Source organism: Cryptosporangium sp. NPDC048952 (assembly GCF_043197895.1).
Lineage (GTDB): Bacteria > Actinomycetota > Actinomycetes > Mycobacteriales > Cryptosporangiaceae > Cryptosporangium.
In genome coordinates, this window is sequence record NZ_JBICTY010000005.1 from 664,149 (window position 1) to 680,531 (window position 16,383).

Below are 16,383 nucleotides of genomic sequence, written 5' to 3' on the forward strand. Positions count from 1 at the left end.
GGCGCGGTCGACGAGTGCCGCCCGCGTAGCATGGAGAGAGCTCGATGCGTCCAGCAGAGGGAGCGGCCTGTGTCAGACGTCGCGCCGACGGTCGCCGGTGGCCAGCGGGATCCTGTCCCTGTCCCCGGTGCAGACGCGGCTGCGCCGGTGGTCACCGACGGCGCCCTGCCGAGCGGTGCGCTGCCGCACGCTGATTCGGCGGTCGCCACCAACAACGGCGCGGAGCCGGCCGGCATCGGGGCGCCCACCGGCCGCCGCGTCCGTGCCGCGCTCGCGCGTTTCAGCGCCCCGTCCTGGCAGGGTGCGGTGAACGTCGTTCTCGAGCCGTTGGTCGCCACCCACCGGGGTGCGCACCCCAAGGCCGACGTGCGGCTGCTGCAGAAGGCGTACGACGTCGCCGAGCAGTTCCACCGCGGGCAGCTGCGCAAGTCCGGCGACCCGTACATCACCCACCCGCTCGCGGTCGCGACGATCCTCGCCGAGCTGGGTATGGACACCACCACGCTGGTGGCCGCGCTCCTGCACGACACCGTGGAGGACACCGGGTACACGCTCGAGCAGCTGCACGCCGATTTCGGTGGCGAGGTCGCGCACCTCGTCGACGGCGTCACCAAGCTCGACAAGGTGCAGTTCGGCGACGCCGCCGAGGCCGAGACGATCCGCAAGATGGTCGTCGCGATGGCGCGCGACCCCCGCGTCCTGGTCATCAAGCTCGCCGACCGGCTGCACAACATGCGCACGCTGCGCTTCCTGCCCCGCCCCAAGCAGGAGAAGAAGGCGCGCGAGACGCTCGACGTGCTGGCCCCGCTGGCCCACCGGCTGGGCATGAACACGGTCAAGTGGGAGCTGGAAGACCTCGCGTTCATGACCCTGTACCCGAAGCGGTACGAGGAGATCGCGCGGCTGGTGCAGGAGCACTCGCCGGCGCGTGACCGGGGGCTGGCCGACGTCACGTCGCAGGTGCAGAACGACCTGAAGAACGCGAAGATCCGCGCCACCGTGGTCGGGCGGCCGAAGCACTACTACTCGATCTACCAGAAGATGATCGTCCGGGGCCGCGACTTCGCCGACATCTACGACCTGGTCGGCATCCGTGTGCTGGTCGACTCGGTGCGCGACTGTTACGCCGCGCTCGGCGTCATCCACGCGTCCTGGCAGCCGGTTCCCGGCCGCTTCAAGGACTACATCGCGATGCCGAAGTTCAACATGTACCAGTCGCTGCACACGACGGTCATCGGCCCCGAGGGCAAGCCGATCGAGCTGCAGATCCGCACGCTGGCGATGCACCGCACCGCCGAATACGGCATCGCCGCGCACTGGAAGTACAAGGAGACGAAGGGCGCCGAGATCGCCGGTCCGCCGGCCACCGTCGACGACATGGCCTGGCTGCGTCAGCTGCTCGACTGGCAGCGCGAGGCGAGCGACCCGGGGGAGTTCCTCGAGGCGCTCCGCTTCGACCTGGGTGGCCAGGAGGTCTACGTCTTCACGCCCAAGGGCGACGTGGTGGCGCTGCCGAAGGACTCGACGTCGGTCGACTTCGCGTACGCCGTGCACACCGAGGTCGGGCACCGCTGCATCGGTGCCCGGGTCAACGGCAAGCTGGTGCCGCTGGAGAGCACGCTCAACAACGGCGACACCGTCGACATCTTCACGTCGAAGTCCGAGAACGCCGGTCCCAGCCAGGACTGGTTGAGCTTCGTCAAGAGCCCCCGGGCGCGCACGAAGATCCGCCAGTACTTCGCCAAGGAGCGGCGCGAGGACGCGATCGAGTCCGGCAAGGACGCGTTGCAGCGGGTCATGCGCAAGCAGGGCCTGCCGCTGCAGCGGCTGCTCGGCGGCGACGCGTTGCTCACGATCGCGCGTGACCTGCACCTGTCCGACATCAGCGCGCTCTACGCCGCGGTCGGGGAGAACCAGGTGTCCGCGCAGGCGGTCGTGCAGCGGGTGGTCGCGTCGCTGGGCGGGGCCGAGGGCGCCACCGAGGACCTCGCCGAGACCGCGCGTCCGGCGCGGCACCGGTCGCGGCCGGCCGGCCCCGGTGATCCGGGTGTCATCGTCAGCAACGCCGGCGACGACGTGTGGGTGAAGCTCGCGAAGTGCTGTACGCCGGTGCCGGGTGACTCGATCCTCGGGTTCGTCACGCGCAGCGGCATGATCAGCGTGCACCGCGAGGACTGCACGAACGCCACCGACCTCAAGCGGCAGGACGAGCGGCTGGTCGAGGTGTCGTGGGCGCCGACCGCCGGGTCCACGTTCCTGGTCGCGATCCAGGTGGAGGCGCTCGACCGGCACCGCCTGCTGTCCGACGTCACGAAGGTGCTCTCGGACGAGAAGGTCAACATCCTGTCGGCGACGGTCAGCACGACCCGGGACCGGGTGGCGGTCTCGAAGTTCACGTTCGAGATGGCCGATCCGAAGCACCTCGGGCACCTGTTGCGGGTGGTCCGCCGGGTCGAGGGCGTCTACGACGCGTACCGTGTGACGTCAGGCTAAGGAGGCGCTTCCATGAGCATCGAGCGCAGATTGCCCAGCAAGGTGGCGGGGGAGCCGCTGGAGCCCGGCAAGGTTCGAGCCAAGATCGTCGGCCTCGAGTCGTTCCGCGAAACGGGCTCCCTCCAGGAGACCACGGCCCCCACCCCGGACCCGACACCCGATGTAGCCCAGCAGGGCTAGTGGGCGGCCCGCCGCCCTCGGCGGGCTCCAGGTCAGAACAGTAAGAAGCGGCCGCGCCCGGAGGGCGCGGCCGCTTCTTCGTGCGCGGACTAGCTCGCGGCAGGCGAGACGGTGAGCGTGTTGATGGTGACGGCCTGCTTGGGCTTGCCGTCGCCCGGGTTGCTCGCGTCGGCGGGCGTGACACCCTTCTCGGCGGCCTTCACGATCAGATCGAGACCCTTCGTGACCTTCCCGACCACCGTGTAGTCGGCACCCAGCGAACCCTCGGGGATGTCCTTGTACACGATGAAGAACTGCGAACCGACCGAGATCTCCTCGGACGACTTCGCCATCGCGATCGTGCCGGCCGGATACGGCGGGTGCTGGTTCGTCGGCAGGTTCTCGGTGCCGTAGCGGTACGCCGGACCACCGGTTCCGTCCGCGAACGGGTCACCGCACTGCAGCACGAAGATGCCGGCCGTCGTCAGCCGGTGGCAGCTCGTCTTGTCGTAGAACTTCTTGCCCGCGAGGAACGCGAAGCTGTTGCTCGTGCACGGCGCGGCCGCCTGGTCGAGCGTGAAATCGACAGCGCCGAGGTTCGTCGTCATCGTCACCGTGCGGGTGCCGGTCTCGGGCACGTTCGTGGTCGGCGGCGTTCCGACGTCCTTCACCTTGCCGGTGCTGGCGTCGGCCTTCTGGTAGTCGCACTGCGGACCGGCGGCCTCGGTGGTGGTGGCGGCCTTCTTGTCGTCGTCACCACCCAGGTTCGCGACCAGGAAACCGACTCCGACGACCACCAGCAGGAGCGCGATACCCGCACCCACGGCGGCCTGCGTCTGACGGCGTCGCTTGGCCGCCGCGGCCCGCCGGGCCATCTGCCGTTCGAGTTTGGCGCGGGCCAGCTGCCGCTGGCGATCCTTCGTCGGCACTCCGTGCTCTCCGTTCGGGTCCTGGTCTCGCAAAGGCGGGCCGAGGAGACCCGCACGAGGGCGGGCCTGGGCCCGCGCGTGCGGCCGAGTGTACGGCGCGCCCCTAGGGAAGGGGCTAATACCCCGCTGTGACGCCAGGAGAAAGGCGGTCGGCTTCCACCAACCCCGATCGGTAGGCTTACGGAAACGTTGAAAGAAGGGACTCTCGTGCTCATCGCCGGATTTCCGGCCCCCGCGCTCGGCACCAACTGTTGGGTCGTCGCCCCCGCGGCAGGCGAACAGTGCGTGATCATCGATCCGGGGATCGGCGTGGTCGACCAGCTCGAGGACGTCCTGACCGAGCATCGGCTGCATCCGGCGGCGGTGATCCTCACCCACGGGCACATCGACCACACGTTCTCGGTGGCCCCGGTCTGCGGCGCGAAGGACATCCCCGCGTACATCCACCCGGCCGACGCCGATCAGCTGGCCGACCCGTGGAGCTACATCGGGGCACCGAAGGGCACCCCGATGTTCGGGCTGGAGTACACCGAGCCGAGCGACGTGACGATGCTGGCCGACGGGCAACCGCTCGAACTGGCCGGCGTCACCCTGAGCGTGCGGCTCGCCCCCGGCCACACCCCGGGCTCACTCGTGTTCGGCGTCGAGACCCCGGATGCCCCGGTCCTGTTCTCCGGTGACCTGCTGTTCGCCGGCTCGATCGGCCGCGTCGACCTGCCCGGCGGCAGTGCCCAGGACATGCTGGCGTCCCTCGCGGACATCGTGCTCCCGATGGACGACGCCACGGTGGTGAAGCCCGGCCACGGGCCCGACACCACGATCGCGCGTGAGCTCGCCACGAACCCCTATCTGCTGCAAGTAGCCTCTGATCTTCCAAGGACCGGCCTGTGACCAGCTTTTCCGCTCCGAAGGGGACCTTCGACACCCTTCCCCCCGACTCCGCGACGTTCCTCGCGGTCCGGGACGCCCTCACCGCGCCGCTGCGGCGGTCGGGGTACGGCTACATCGAGACGCCGGTCTTCGAGGACACCGCGCTGTTCGCCCGTGGCGTCGGCGAGTCGACGGACGTCGTCAGCAAAGAGATGTACACGTTCGACGACCGGGGAGGCCGGTCGCTGACGCTGCGGCCGGAGCTGACGGCGGGCCTGATGCGGGCCTTCATCGAGCACAAGCTCTACGCGGGGCAGCTGCCGGTGAAGCTGTACGCGGTCGGGTCGAACTTCCGGTACGAGCGGCCGCAGGCCGGGCGCTACCGGCACTTCACCCAGGTCGACATGGAGGCGCTCGGCGTCGACGACCCGGCGCTGGACGCCGAAGTGGTCGCGCTCGGGGTCGCCGGGTTCGCCGAACTGGGCCTGACGAACTACGAACTGCAGCTCACGTCGCTCGGTGACGCCAACTGCCGTCCGCAGTACCGCGAGAAGCTGCAGGAGTTCCTGGCCGGGCTCGACCTCGACGAGGAGACCCGCCGGCGGGCCGCGATCAACCCGCTCCGCGTGCTCGACGACAAGCGCCCCGAGGTGGCCGCGCAGCTCACCGCCGCGCCGCTGATGGTCGACCACCTCTGCGACGACTGCCAGAAGCACTACGACGAGGTCCGCGAGCACCTGACGAACCTCGGCATCACCTGGAAAGAGGCGCCCCGCCTCGTCCGCGGCCTCGACTACTACACGAAGACGACGTACGAGTTCGTCCACAACGGGCTCGGCGCGCAGTCGGCGATCGGCGGCGGCGGACGCTACGACGGGCTCTCCAAGGAGCTCGGCGGTCCGGACGTGTCCGGCATCGGCTACGCGGTCGGCGTCGATCGGACGCTGCTCGCGATGCGCGCGGAAGGCCTCGTGGGTGAGCCCGCGCCCCGGGTGAGCGCGTTCGTCGTGCCGCTCGGCGACGAAGCCCGCCGCCGTGGCCTGCAGATCCTCACCGAGCTGCGCGCCGAGGGCGTGAGCTCCGACTTCGCGTTCGGCGGCAAGGGTCTCAAGGGCGCCATGAAGGCCGCTGACCGCTCCGGCGCGCGTTACGCGATCGTCCTGGGCGAGCGCGATCTCGCCGAGGGCGCCGCGCAGCTGAAAGACCTGACCACCGCCGAGCAGCGGGCCGTACCGCTGACCGACCTCGCCCGCACCGTCAAGGAGCTCCTGTCGTGACCACCTACCGCACCCATAAGGCCGGTGCCCTGCGCGCCGAGCACGCGGGGCAGACCGTCACCCTCTCCGGGTGGGTGGCCCGCCGCCGTGACCACGGTGGGGTCATCTTCGTCGACCTCCGGGACGCCTCCGGGTACGTCCAGGTCGTGCTGCGCGAGGAGGAGGGGCACGCGCTCCGGTCGGAGTACTGCATCCGCATCACCGGTGACGTGCGCCCGCGTCCGGAGGGCAACGAGAACCCCGACCTGCCGACCGGCGCGATCGAGGTCGTCGCCAGTGAACTCACCGTGCTCAGCGAGGCCGCTCCGCTGCCGTTCCCGATCGACGGCCAGGCCGCCGGTGAGGTCGGCGAAGAGGCCCGACTCAAGTACCGCTACCTCGACCTGCGCCGTTCGCAGCAGGCCGCGGCCCTGCGGCTGCGCAGCCAGGTCAGCGCGATCGCCCGCCGCGAGCTCGGTGAGCGGGAGTTCGTCGAGATCGAGACGCCGACGCTGACCCGCTCGACGCCCGAGGGCGCCCGCGACTTCCTGGTGCCGGCGCGTCTGCAGCCGGGCTCGTGGTACGCGCTGCCCCAGTCGCCGCAGTTGTTCAAGCAGCTGCTGATGGTGGCCGGGATGGAGCGGTACTACCAGATCGCCCGCTGCTACCGGGACGAGGACTTCCGCGCCGACCGGCAGCCGGAGTTCACCCAGCTCGACATCGAGATGTCGTTCGTGACGCAGGACGACGTCATCGAGGTCGGCGAGGCTGTCGTGTCCGCGATCTGGCGTGAGGTGGCCGGGTACGAGATTCCGCTGCCCCTGCCGCGCCTCACCTACGCCGACGCGATGACCCGCTACGGCTCGGACAAGCCCGACGTCCGGTTCGGCAACGAGCTCGTCGACCTCACGTCGTACTTCGCGGGCACGAGCTTCCGGGTGTTCCAGGCCGCGCACGTCGGTGCGGTAGTGATGCCGGGTGGCGCGTCGCAGACGCGCAAGGAGCTCGACGGCTGGCAGGAGTGGGCCCGCTCGCGCGGCGCGAAGGGACTCGCCTACGTGCTGTTCGACGCCGAGACCGGCGAGACCCGCGGCCCGGTGGCCAAGAACCTCTCCGAGGAGCACCTGGCCGGCCTGGCCGACGCGGTCGGCGCGAAGCCCGGCGACGCGGTGTTCTTCGGCGCGGGGGAGCGGCACGGAACGCTGGAGCTGCTCGGCGCGGCCCGGCTGGAGATCGGCCGCCGCTGCGGGCTGATCGACGAGTCCCGCTGGGAGTTCCTCTGGGTGGTCGACGCGCCGATGTTCGAGCCGGTCGGCGGCGGAGAGATCGGCGTCGAGGGCGCCAAGGGTGCCTGGACGGCTGTGCACCACCCGTTCACCTCGCCGAACTCGGACTGGATCGGCACGTTCGAGTCGTCGCCGGGCGAGGCACTGGCCTGGGCTTACGACATCGTGCTCAACGGCAACGAGATCGGCGGCGGCTCGATCCGTATCCACGACCGGTCCGTGCAGGAACGCGTGTTCCAGGTTCTCGGACTGTCCGAGGAGGACCAGCAGGCCAAGTTCGGCTTCCTGCTCGAGGCGTTCAAGTACGGCGCGCCGCCGCACGGCGGTATCGCGCTCGGCTGGGACCGGCTGTGCGCGCTGCTGGCGGGCATGGAGTCGATCCGTGACGTCATCGCGTTCCCGAAGCTCGGTTCGGGCGGCGACCCGCTGACCGGCGCCCCCGCGCCGATCTCGGAGCGTCAGCGCAAGGAGGCCGGCGTCGACGGGAAGCCGAAGGAGAAGTCCTAAGCGGGTACGTCGCGCCGCCGGGTCGCCGGCGGCGCGTCGTACATGCGCTCGTTCGCGCCGGGAAGGACCCGCGGCGTTTCGTGGAGCCCGAACGCCCCTACGGGGCTGACTCGACATCGTTCGGGGGCTCGGGCGGCGGATAGGGTCGGGCCGTGGAGACCGAAAGTTTGTTCGACGGGCTCGCGGAGGATCCCGCCGCACCGGCACCGGCACGGATCGCCGGCACCGGCGCACCGGTGCACTCGGCCGCGTCGGGCGCGGGCGGGCGTGACTGGGTGGATCCGTACGCGCCGCTGGCTGTGCGGATGCGGCCGCGGACGCTCGACGAACTGGTGGGGCAGCGGCACCTGTTGGCGCCGGGGTCGCCGTTGCGGCGGTTGGTCGAAGGGGACGCCCCGCTGTCGGTGATCCTGTGGGGCCCGCCGGGCGCCGGCAAGACCACGATCGCGCATCTGGTCTCCCGCGCCACGTCCCGGCGGTTCGTGGCGCTGTCCGCCCTGTCCGCGGGGGTCAAGGACGTACGCGCGGTGATCGAGCAGGCGAAGCTCGAGCGCCGCCGGGGCGTCTACACGGTGCTGTTCGTCGACGAGGTGCACCGGTTCTCCAAGACCCAGCAGGACTCGCTGCTGGCCGCGGTCGAGGACCGGACGGTCACGCTCGTGGCCGCGACCACCGAGAACCCGTCGTTCTCGGTCGTGGCCCCGCTGCTCTCCCGGTCGCTGCTCCTCACGCTGGTGCCGCTGGAAGAGGACGACATCCGCGAACTCCTCCGCCGAGCAGTGTCGGACCCCCGCGGCCTGAACGGCGCAGTAGCCCTCGCCGCAGAGGCCGAAGACCACCTCGTCCGCCTGGCCGCCGGCGACGCCCGCCGCTCCCTGACGGCCTTGGAAGCAGCCGCAGACGCCGCCCTGGCAGCAGTGCGCGCCGCCGATACCCGCGCGGCCGATGCGCCGGCGGAGGGCGCTACCGAGGCCGGCGACGCTGCGGCGGGCTTGGTGGCGTCGGGGAAAGGTAGGAACGGAGCGGTGGAGATCGACCTGGCTACCGCTGAGGCGGCGGTGGACCGGGCAGCGGTGCGGTACGACCGCGACGGAGACGCGCACTACGACGTGGTGAGTGCGTTCATCAAGAGCATGCGCGGCTCCGACGTAGACGCGTCCCTGCACTGGCTCGCACGGATGCTGACCGCCGGGGAGGACCCGCGCTTCATCGCCCGGCGGCTGATGATCTTCGCCAGCGAGGACATCGGCATGGCCGATCCCACCGCGCTCCAGACCGCGGTCGCCGCCGCCCAGACCGTGCAGCTGATCGGCCTCCCCGAGGGCCAGCTCACGCTCGCGCACGCGGTGGTCCACTGCGCCACCGCTCCGAAGTCGAATGCTGTCACCACCGCGATCAGCGCCGCGCTGGCCGACGTCGCCGCCGGAAAAACCGGCACCGTCCCACCCGCGCTCCGCGACGCGCACTACCCCGGCGCGAAGACACTCGGCCACGGCAAAGGCTACAAGTACCCGCACGACGATCCGGCCGGCGTCGTCGCGCAACAGTACGTCCCGGACGAACTCGTCGGCCGGGACTACTACCGCCCCACCGGACGCGGCACCGAACGCCCCATCGCCGAACGCCTCGACCGAATCCGCGCCGCCGTCCGCGGAAACTCCAAGCCCGCACGCTAGCCGGGGGCGAAGAGTTCCCCGCGGGGGAGCGTTTACTCCTGCCCGAGGCGTCTCGTGCGCCACACCGGGTCCTGCGCTGAGCGTGATCGCCGCAGGCGGTAGGGTCTGTTCACCCCGAGCCCACTCATCCAAGGAGACTCGCCGGTGTCTCTCGGCGGAATCGCGGCCATCATTGCCGCCGTTGCGTTCGTTCTTCTGGTCGGTGCGCTCGCCGTGCCGCTGATCAAGCTCGGCCGTACGGTCGATGCAGCCACCAAGGCCATCACCGACATCACCGAGCAGGCGGTGCCGATCCTGGCCAGCGCCCACGTCACGGTCGAGGGTGTCAACCAGACGCTGGGCGGTGTGAACCACCAGCTCGACAAGGTCGACACGCTCACCGATCACGTTGGTGCCGTGACCGGCAGCATCGCCCAGGTCACCACCCTGTTCGGCGCCACGGTGTCGGGCCCGCTCGTGAAGGCCGCGGCGTTCAGCTACGGCGTGCGGTCCGCGCTGCGGGCGCGCAAGGCCAACGAGGTCGAGCGGGAGATCCGCGACGAGCTCAAGAAGCGGCGGAGGGCCTGATGCGTCGGCTGTTCTGGATCGGCGTCGGCGCCGCGGTCGGCATCCTCGTCGTCCGGAAGATCAGCCGGACCGCGGAGGCCTACAGCCCGAAGGGCCTGGCGAACTCCGCGCGCGGCTCGGCGGTGGGCCTGCTCGACTCGGTGCGTGAGTTCCTCGAGGACGCCCGTGTCGCGATGGCCGAGCACGAGGTCGAGCTGACCCGCGCCCTGGCCGAAGGGCAGACCGGTACCCCCGAAGGCGGCGCACACCGGGCACCCTGAGGCCGTGCGGTCCGGCTCCGCCCAGGCGGAACTACGCCGGCCGCCGCCCTGGGTCGCAGCTGCCGTCCGCGTTTCGTCCGGACGCCCGCGCGCGAGCGCGGGCGTCGTATATGGGCAGCGCTGGCCCGCGCGGGCGAGAGATAGTGTCGAGAACGATCCCATTCGAACCGACGGACCTGGCGATGAAGACCTCTGAGATCCGGCAACGCTTCCTCGATCACTTCGCGAACCGTGGCCACACCGTGGTCCCGAGCGCGGGACTGATCGCCGACGACCCCAACCTGCTGTTCGTCAACGCAGGAATGGTGCCGTTCAAGCCGTACTTCCTCGGTCAGGTCACGCCGCCGTACCCGCGCGCGACGAGCGTCCAGAAGTGCGTTCGGACACTCGACATCGACGAGGTCGGCAAGACGACCCGGCACGGGTCGTTCTTCCAGATGAACGGCAACTTCAGCTTCGGCGACTACTTCAAGGACGGAGCGATCCGCTACGCGTGGGAGTTGTGCACCAACTCCATCGCCGACGGCGGTTACGGCTTCGACGAGTCGAAGCTGTGGGTCTCGGTCTACGAAGAGGACGACGAGGCGTTCCGGCTGTGGCGTGACACGGTCGGTGTGCCCGAGTCGCGCATCATCCGGCTCGGCAAGGGCCCGAACTTCTGGTCGATGGGCGTGCCCGGTCCGTGCGGTCCGTGCTCGGAGATCCTGATCGACCGCGGCCCCGAGTACGGCCCCGAGTACGTGAACACCCCCGGCGTGGAGCCGGACGGCGACCGGTACCTGGAGTTCTGGAACCTCGTCTTCATGCAGTTCGAGCGCGGCGCGGGCCAGGGCAAGACCGACTACCCCATCCTCGGCGACCTGCCGGCGCAGAACATCGACACCGGCATGGGCATGGAGCGCGTCGCGTTCCTGCTGCAGGGCGTCGACAACTTCTACGAGGTCGACGAGGTCCGCCCGATCCTGGACCGCGCGGCGGCCCTGTCCGGCAAGAAGTACCCCGCGCACCAGCAGCACGACGGTCACCCCAACCCGGACGACGTCCGGTTGCGTGTCGTCGCGGACCACGTCCGCACGGCGCTGATGCTGATCGGCGACGGTGTCACGCCGAGCAACGAGGGCCGCGGCTACGTGCTGCGCCGCATCCTGCGCCGCGCGGTGCGCTCGATGCGTCTGCTCGGCTACGAGGACCCGTCGTTCCCCGAGCTGTTCCCGGTCGCGCGCGACGCGATGAAGGCGTCCTATCCGGAGGTCGAGACCGACTACACCCGGATCGCCGGTTACGCGTACGCCGAGGAGGACGCGTTCCGCACGACGCTGCGCTCCGGAACGACCATCCTGGACACCGCGGTGGCTTCGACCAAGGCCGAGGGTGGCTCGCAGCTTTCGGGTTCGAGCGCGTTCCAGCTGCACGACACCTACGGGTTCCCGATCGATCTGACCCTCGAGATGGCGGCCGAGCAGGGCCTCACCGTCGACGAAGAGGGTTTCCGCCGGCTGATGTCCGAGCAGCGGAAGCGGGCCAAGGCCGACGCGCAGGCGCGCAAGACCGGCCACGCGGACACCTCGGTGCTGCGCTCGATCCTCGACCGCACCGGCCCGACGAACTTCACCGGCTACCTCGAGGTGGAGCGTGAGGGGCGGATCGGCGGCATCGTCGGCACTGACGGCGGGATCCGCAGCGGCGCCGGCCAGGGCGAGGAGGTCGAGGTCGTCCTCGACTCGACCCCGTTCTACGCCGAGGGCGGTGGCCAGCAGCCCGACCAGGGTGTGATCGTCACGCCGAACGGCAAGCTCGAGGTGTTCGACGTCCAGCAGCCGCTGCCGGGCCTCTACGTCCACCGCGGCAAGGTCGTCGACGGCGAGATCCGGCAGGACGACCCGGTGCTGGCGACGATCGACGTCGACCGCCGCCGGGCGATCTCCCGCGCGCACACCGCGACGCACCTGATCCACACCGCGATCCGCGGTGCGCTCGGTGAGTCCGCCACGCAGGCCGGTTCGCTGAACGCGCCCGGGCGGCTGCGGTTCGACTTCAACACGCCGGGCGCGGTGCCGCAGTCGGTGCTCTCCGACGTCGAGGACGAGGTCAACGCGGTTCTGCTCGACGACCTCGAGGTGCGCGCGTTCATCACCTCGCAGGCCGAGGCGCGGCGGATCGGCGCGATGGCGCTGTTCGGCGAGAAGTACGGCGACGAGGTGCGCGTCGTCGAGGTCGGCGAGTACGCCCGCGAGCTCTGCGGTGGTACGCATGCGGCCCGTTCGGGTCAGCTGGGCGTCGTCAAGCTGCTCTCGGAGGCGTCGATCGGTTCCGGTGTGCGCCGGGTCGAGGCGCTCGTGGGTCTGGACGCGTTCCGGTTCCTCGCGAAGGAGCACCTGCTGGTCTCGAAGCTGGCCGAGCAGTTCAAGGCCAAGCCCGACGAGCTGCCCGACCGGGTCGCGTCGGTCGTCGCGCAGCTGCGCGACGCCGAGCGGGAGCTGGAGAAGCTGCGCGCGGCGGCGGTGCTGAGCGGGGCCGGTGACATCGCGTCCCGGGCTCAGGATGTGCAGGGTGTCGCGGTGGTCGCGGTCGAAGCGCCGGAGGGCACGGCCGGGAACGACGTGCGGTCGCTGACGCAGGAGATCCGGGGTCGGCTGGCGGCGGATCGGCCGGGCGTGGTGGCCGTTGCCGCGCGCGCGAACGGCAAGGCGTCGCTCGTCGTCGCGGTGAACCAGGCCGCGCGCGACCGGGGCATCTCGGCGTCCGCGCTGGTCAAGGGTGCACTGTCGGGCCGCGGCGGTGGCAGCGACGACCTGGCGCAGGGCGGTGGCGTGCCGGCGGACGCGGCGCCGAGCGTGTTGGCGTCGATTTCCGGCCTGGTGGCGTCTGCGTGAGTCGTTCTTCGGGCCTGGTTCGCCTCTGCGGACCAGGCTCGGATGGCGGATAGGGCACAATCTGACATGTGGCTTTGTCTATCTCACCTGGGCTTCCGGGGTTCACCGGCGTGAAACGCGGAGTCAGGCTCGGCGTCGATGTCGGATCGGTACGGGTGGGTGTCGCGGCGAGCGACCCGTCCGGATTCCTGGCGTCCCCGGTGGAGACGGTGCGCCGTGACATGCGTCACGGCACCGATCTGGACCGCATCGCCGACCTGGTCGCCGAGTACGAGGCGATCGTCGTCGTGGTCGGGCTCCCACGCTCGCTGTCCGGCGCGGAGGGCGCTGCCGCGATCGCGGCGCGCGAGTACGCGTCTCTCTTGGCCGAACGGCTAGTTGGCTCCGCGCACCCGGTGCCGGTCGAGTTGTCCGATGAACGGCTGACGACGGTCATCGCGGGACGTACTCTCTCTGAGAGGGGCGTACGCGGGAAGAAGCACCGAGCCGTGGTCGACCAGGCCGCCGCGGTTCTCATCCTCCAAGCCTGGTTGGACGCGGAGCGGAGTGCGGAGCAACCGTGAACGACCTCGATCTCGTGCCGTTCACGGATGAGTCGGGTGGCTACGGCCCCGGCAATCCCGGCCGGCACCGCCGCAAGAAAGAGAAGAGCAGCGGCAAGACGTTAGTGGCTCTTCTCGTCGTGGTCGCGGTGCTCGGCGGGCTCGCGTTCGGTGGCTGGTACGGCATCACCAAGGTGCGTGACTTCTTCACGGCCGACGACTACCCGGGTCCGGGTAGCGGTGAGGTGACGGTCGTCATCAACCAGGGCGACAACGTCACCGACATCGCCAACACGCTCTTCGAGAACGACGTCGTGGCCAGCGCGAAGGCGTTCGTCAACGCGGCGGCCGACAACCCCGACTCCACCTCGAAGCTGCAGCCGGGCAACTTCAAGCTCAAGAAGCAAATGACGGCCGAGGACGCGCTGCTGGTGCTGATGGACCCCAGCAACCGCGAGAGCGGCCCGAAGGTGACGATCCCCGAGGGCAAGGCCGTCGTGGAGATCATCAACCTGCTCGCGAAGGCCACCGACATCCCCCTGAAGGACTTCCAGGAGGCGGTGAAGGACCCCGCAGCCCTCGGTGTGCCCGAGTGGGGTGGTCCGAGCCCCGACAAGCTGGTGCTCGAGGGCTTCCTGTTCCCGTCGACGTACGAGCTCACCGGCAAGGAGACCGCGCAGAGCCTGCTGCAGGAGATGGTCAAGCTGGCCGTGCAGGCCGCGACCAAGGACGAGCTCGCCGAGAAGGCGAAGGAGCTCGGCGTCACCGAGTGGCAGATGCTGACGATCGCGTCGCTGATCGAGCAGGAAGGCATCTCGGACGACTTCGGGAAGGTCTCCCGGGTCATCTACAACCGGTTGAGCGAGAAGACCGGGGCACTCACGTACCTGCAGTTCGACTCCACGACGCAGTACTGGCTGATCATCACCGGCAAGGGACGCAAGAAGATCGTCACCGACGCCGAGCTGAAGGATCCGGACAACAACTACAGCACGCACGTCGACCGGATCCAGGGCCTGCCGCCGACCCCGATCGGCAACCCGGGTGACGCCGCGCTGAAGGCCGCCGCGAACCCCGAGCCGGGCGACTGGACGTACTTCGTGGTGACGTCCGAGGACGGGCACTCGTCGTTCACGAGTGACTACAACCAGCACCTGGCGAACATCGAGAAGTGCCGGGCGGTCGGCCGCTGCTGACGGCGCGCTGTAAGCCTGTGGACGACGTCCGCGGGGGTGCGGTGCGGAAGCCTAGGGTGGGGCGCGTGTCCACGTTCTCGACTGAGTCTTTCGCGCCCCACGAGGCGGCGGTAGCCGTGCGGCGGGCGGCTGTTCTGGGGTCGCCGATCGCGCATTCGTTGTCGCCGGTGTTGCATGCGGCGGCGTACGCGGCGCTCGGGCTCACCGGGTGGTCGTACACGCGGGTCGAGTGCGGCGAGGACGGCCTGGCGGGCTTCGTCGGGGGCCTCGGGGCCGAATGGGCCGGGTTGTCGCTCACGATGCCGTTGAAGCGGGTCGCGCTCGAGGTCGCCACCGAGGTCAGCCCGGAAGCGGCGGCGATCGGGGCGGCGAACACACTGCTGCTCGCGCCGGGCCGGCGCAGGGCGGAGAACACCGACGCTCCGGGGATGGCCGACGCGCTCCGCGAGGCCGGCCTGCGGACGGCGTCGGCGCCGCTGGTACTCGGCGCCGGCGGCACGGCCCAGGCCGCCCTCGCGGCCCTGGGCGGGGTGGCGCCGTTGGCTGGGGGACCGGTGACCGTGTTGGTGCGTTCGCCGCACCGGGCGGGGGAGTTGCGCACCACGGCTGAGCGGCTCGGGCTGACGATCGACGTCCGGTCGCTCGACGAGGCACCGGCCCGGCTGGCGGCCGCCGACCTGGTGATCTCGACGCTCCCGAAGGGCGCGGCCGACCCGCTGGCGCACGCGGTGTTGCGTCCCGGGGCCGTGGTGTTCGACGTGGTGTACGACCCGTGGCCCACCGCGCTGGCCACCGCTGCTGCCGCGGCCGGGTGCCGGGTGGTGTCCGGGCTCGACCTGCTGCTGCACCAGGCCGGGCACCAGGTCCGGCTGATGACCGGCCGGTCTGCCCCGATCGACGCGATGCGAACCGCGCTGACGCTGGCCCGCTGAGCCCGTGGAGCCGCTGCTCGGCGTCGTGATCGTCGCGGTGGCGGCGCTGGCGTCCGGGCCCTGGCTGGCCGACCTCCTCGAACGCACGGCCATCGTCGCCACGGGCCCCGTAGCCGGCGAGCCCACCCTCGCCTGGCCCGCTGCCGCGTCCTTACCGCTCGCCCTCCCGCCGCGAGCCACGGGTACGAGCGTGCGGCCGCTGAGCCGATGGGCGGCGCGGGCCCGCGGCCCGCTCATCCCCGCCGCGGGGCCGTTGGCGGTCGGGGTGGCTGCGGCGGTGGTGGGTGGGGTGGCGGCGGGGGCGGCGGGGGCCTCCGAGGCGGTCGGGATCGTGTTCGTCGCGGGGCTGGGGGTGGTGCTGGCCGCAGTCGACGTGCGCGCGCACCGACTGCCCGACGCGCTGGTACTCCCCGCGTATCCCGTCCTCGCGGTGCTGCTCGGCGCCGGCGCGCTGCTCGGCGGCACCGGCCCGGCGCCGCTCGTGCGGGCGGCCGAGTGCGGCGCGGTCGCGTTCGGCGTCCTGTACGTGCTGGCAGTGGCAGTACCCGCCGGCTTCGGCTACGGCGACGTGAAGCTCACCGGCCTGCTCGGCGCCGCTCTCGGCTGGTACGGCTGGCCGACCCTGCTCGCCGGCCTCACCTACGGCTTCGTCTACGGCGGCCTCTGCGCCGCAGTCCTCCTGGCCACCGGCCGCCTCTCCCGCACCGACCGCCTGGCCTTCGGCCCCTTCTTACTCGCCGGAGCTCTCACCGCTCTGTGCACGGCCCGCTGAGAGCGGGCACCAGGTCGGAGCGCTCGGGAGGTGCGGTCACTCTGCGGGACGGGCGCTCGGGGCGC

Annotated in this window: 14 protein-coding genes; 13 read left to right on the top strand and 1 reads right to left on the bottom strand. The window is 70.7% G+C overall.

The features are described 5' to 3' along the window. The first annotated feature begins 30 nt into the window (after nucleotides 1-30). Nucleotides 31-2,493 carry a RelA/SpoT family protein gene (locus ACGFY5_RS29920; protein WP_392724924.1) on the top strand — a complete coding sequence of 821 codons (2,463 nt, stop codon included), beginning with the start codon at nucleotides 31-33 and terminating at the stop codon, nucleotides 2,491-2,493. A 12-nt stretch (nucleotides 2,494-2,505) separates the two neighbouring features. Then, nucleotides 2,506-2,673 (top strand): hypothetical protein, encoded by a 168-nt coding sequence (locus tag ACGFY5_RS29925; protein WP_392724925.1) that lies wholly within the window; start codon nucleotides 2,506-2,508, stop codon nucleotides 2,671-2,673. A gap of 89 nt (nucleotides 2,674-2,762) precedes the next feature. On the opposite strand, the gene ACGFY5_RS29930 is transcribed toward ACGFY5_RS29925, so the two are convergent. Beyond that, nucleotides 2,763-3,527 carry a peptidylprolyl isomerase gene (locus ACGFY5_RS29930; RefSeq protein WP_392725071.1) on the bottom strand — a complete coding sequence of 255 codons (765 nt, stop codon included), beginning with the start codon at nucleotides 3,525-3,527 and terminating at the stop codon, nucleotides 2,763-2,765. Between the two features lie 261 nt (nucleotides 3,528-3,788). Between ACGFY5_RS29930 and ACGFY5_RS29935 the strand changes: the two genes are divergently transcribed. From ACGFY5_RS29935 to ACGFY5_RS29985, 11 genes are all read left to right on the top strand, one after another. Beyond that, nucleotides 3,789-4,472 carry an MBL fold metallo-hydrolase gene (locus tag ACGFY5_RS29935; RefSeq protein WP_392724927.1) on the top strand — a complete coding sequence of 228 codons (684 nt, stop codon included), beginning with the start codon at nucleotides 3,789-3,791 and terminating at the stop codon, nucleotides 4,470-4,472. After that, nucleotides 4,469-5,728, top strand: coding sequence for a histidine--tRNA ligase (gene hisS / locus ACGFY5_RS29940; RefSeq protein ID WP_392724929.1), 1,260 nt, complete (start codon nucleotides 4,469-4,471; stop codon nucleotides 5,726-5,728). The genes ACGFY5_RS29935 and hisS overlap by 4 nt, the downstream gene beginning before the upstream one ends. Next, entirely contained in the window at nucleotides 5,725-7,500 is a 1,776-nt protein-coding gene (aspS, locus tag ACGFY5_RS29945) for an aspartate--tRNA ligase (protein ID WP_392724931.1), read from the top strand. The genes hisS and aspS overlap by 4 nt, the downstream gene beginning before the upstream one ends. Before the next feature lie 305 nt (nucleotides 7,501-7,805). Next, complete coding sequence (locus ACGFY5_RS29950; RefSeq protein WP_392725073.1) at nucleotides 7,806-9,176, top strand: replication-associated recombination protein A; 1,371 nt, start codon at nucleotides 7,806-7,808, stop codon at nucleotides 9,174-9,176. Nucleotides 9,177-9,320: 144 nt separating this feature from the next. Further along, nucleotides 9,321-9,743 (top strand): DUF948 domain-containing protein, encoded by a 423-nt coding sequence (locus ACGFY5_RS29955; RefSeq protein ID WP_392724932.1) that lies wholly within the window; start codon nucleotides 9,321-9,323, stop codon nucleotides 9,741-9,743. Then, nucleotides 9,743-10,003, top strand: coding sequence for a DUF6167 family protein (locus ACGFY5_RS29960; protein ID WP_392724934.1), 261 nt, complete (start codon nucleotides 9,743-9,745; stop codon nucleotides 10,001-10,003). Before ACGFY5_RS29955 ends, ACGFY5_RS29960 begins: the two co-directional genes overlap by 1 nt. A gap of 182 nt (nucleotides 10,004-10,185) precedes the next feature. After that, entirely contained in the window at nucleotides 10,186-12,876 is a 2,691-nt protein-coding gene (alaS, locus tag ACGFY5_RS29965; protein WP_392724936.1) for an alanine--tRNA ligase, read from the top strand. 110 nt (nucleotides 12,877-12,986) lie between these two features. Beyond that, on the top strand, nucleotides 12,987-13,439 hold the full coding sequence (gene ruvX / locus ACGFY5_RS29970; RefSeq protein WP_392724938.1) for a Holliday junction resolvase RuvX: 453 nt from the start codon (nucleotides 12,987-12,989) through the stop codon (nucleotides 13,437-13,439). After that, complete coding sequence (gene mltG / locus ACGFY5_RS29975; protein WP_392724940.1) at nucleotides 13,436-14,614, top strand: endolytic transglycosylase MltG; 1,179 nt, start codon at nucleotides 13,436-13,438, stop codon at nucleotides 14,612-14,614. The genes ruvX and mltG overlap by 4 nt, the downstream gene beginning before the upstream one ends. Nucleotides 14,615-14,679: 65 nt before the next feature. Then, nucleotides 14,680-15,546 carry a shikimate dehydrogenase gene (locus ACGFY5_RS29980; protein WP_392724942.1) on the top strand — a complete coding sequence of 289 codons (867 nt, stop codon included), beginning with the start codon at nucleotides 14,680-14,682 and terminating at the stop codon, nucleotides 15,544-15,546. Between the two features lie 4 nt (nucleotides 15,547-15,550). Continuing rightward, nucleotides 15,551-16,318 carry a prepilin peptidase gene (locus tag ACGFY5_RS29985; protein WP_392724943.1) on the top strand — a complete coding sequence of 256 codons (768 nt, stop codon included), beginning with the start codon at nucleotides 15,551-15,553 and terminating at the stop codon, nucleotides 16,316-16,318. The last annotated feature ends 65 nt before the right edge of the window (nucleotides 16,319-16,383 follow it).

What these genes read in the sequence shown, in the direction of transcription:
- ACGFY5_RS29960 (WP_392724934.1), top strand. Translation starts at nt 9,743, where the DNA reads ATGCGTCGGCTGTTCTGGATCGGCGTCGGCGCCGCGGTCGGCATCCTC.
- ACGFY5_RS29920 (WP_392724924.1), top strand. Translation starts at nt 31, where the DNA reads ATGGAGAGAGCTCGATGCGTCCAGCAGAGGGAGCGGCCTGTGTCAGAC.
- alaS (WP_392724936.1), top strand. Translation starts at nt 10,186, where the DNA reads ATGAAGACCTCTGAGATCCGGCAACGCTTCCTCGATCACTTCGCGAAC.
- ACGFY5_RS29925 (WP_392724925.1), top strand. Translation starts at nt 2,506, where the DNA reads ATGAGCATCGAGCGCAGATTGCCCAGCAAGGTGGCGGGGGAGCCGCTG.
- ACGFY5_RS29950 (WP_392725073.1), top strand. Translation starts at nt 7,806, where the DNA reads ATGCGGCCGCGGACGCTCGACGAACTGGTGGGGCAGCGGCACCTGTTG.
- ACGFY5_RS29930 (WP_392725071.1), bottom strand. Translation starts at nt 3,527, where the DNA reads ATGGCCCGGCGGGCCGCGGCGGCCAAGCGACGCCGTCAGACGCAGGCC.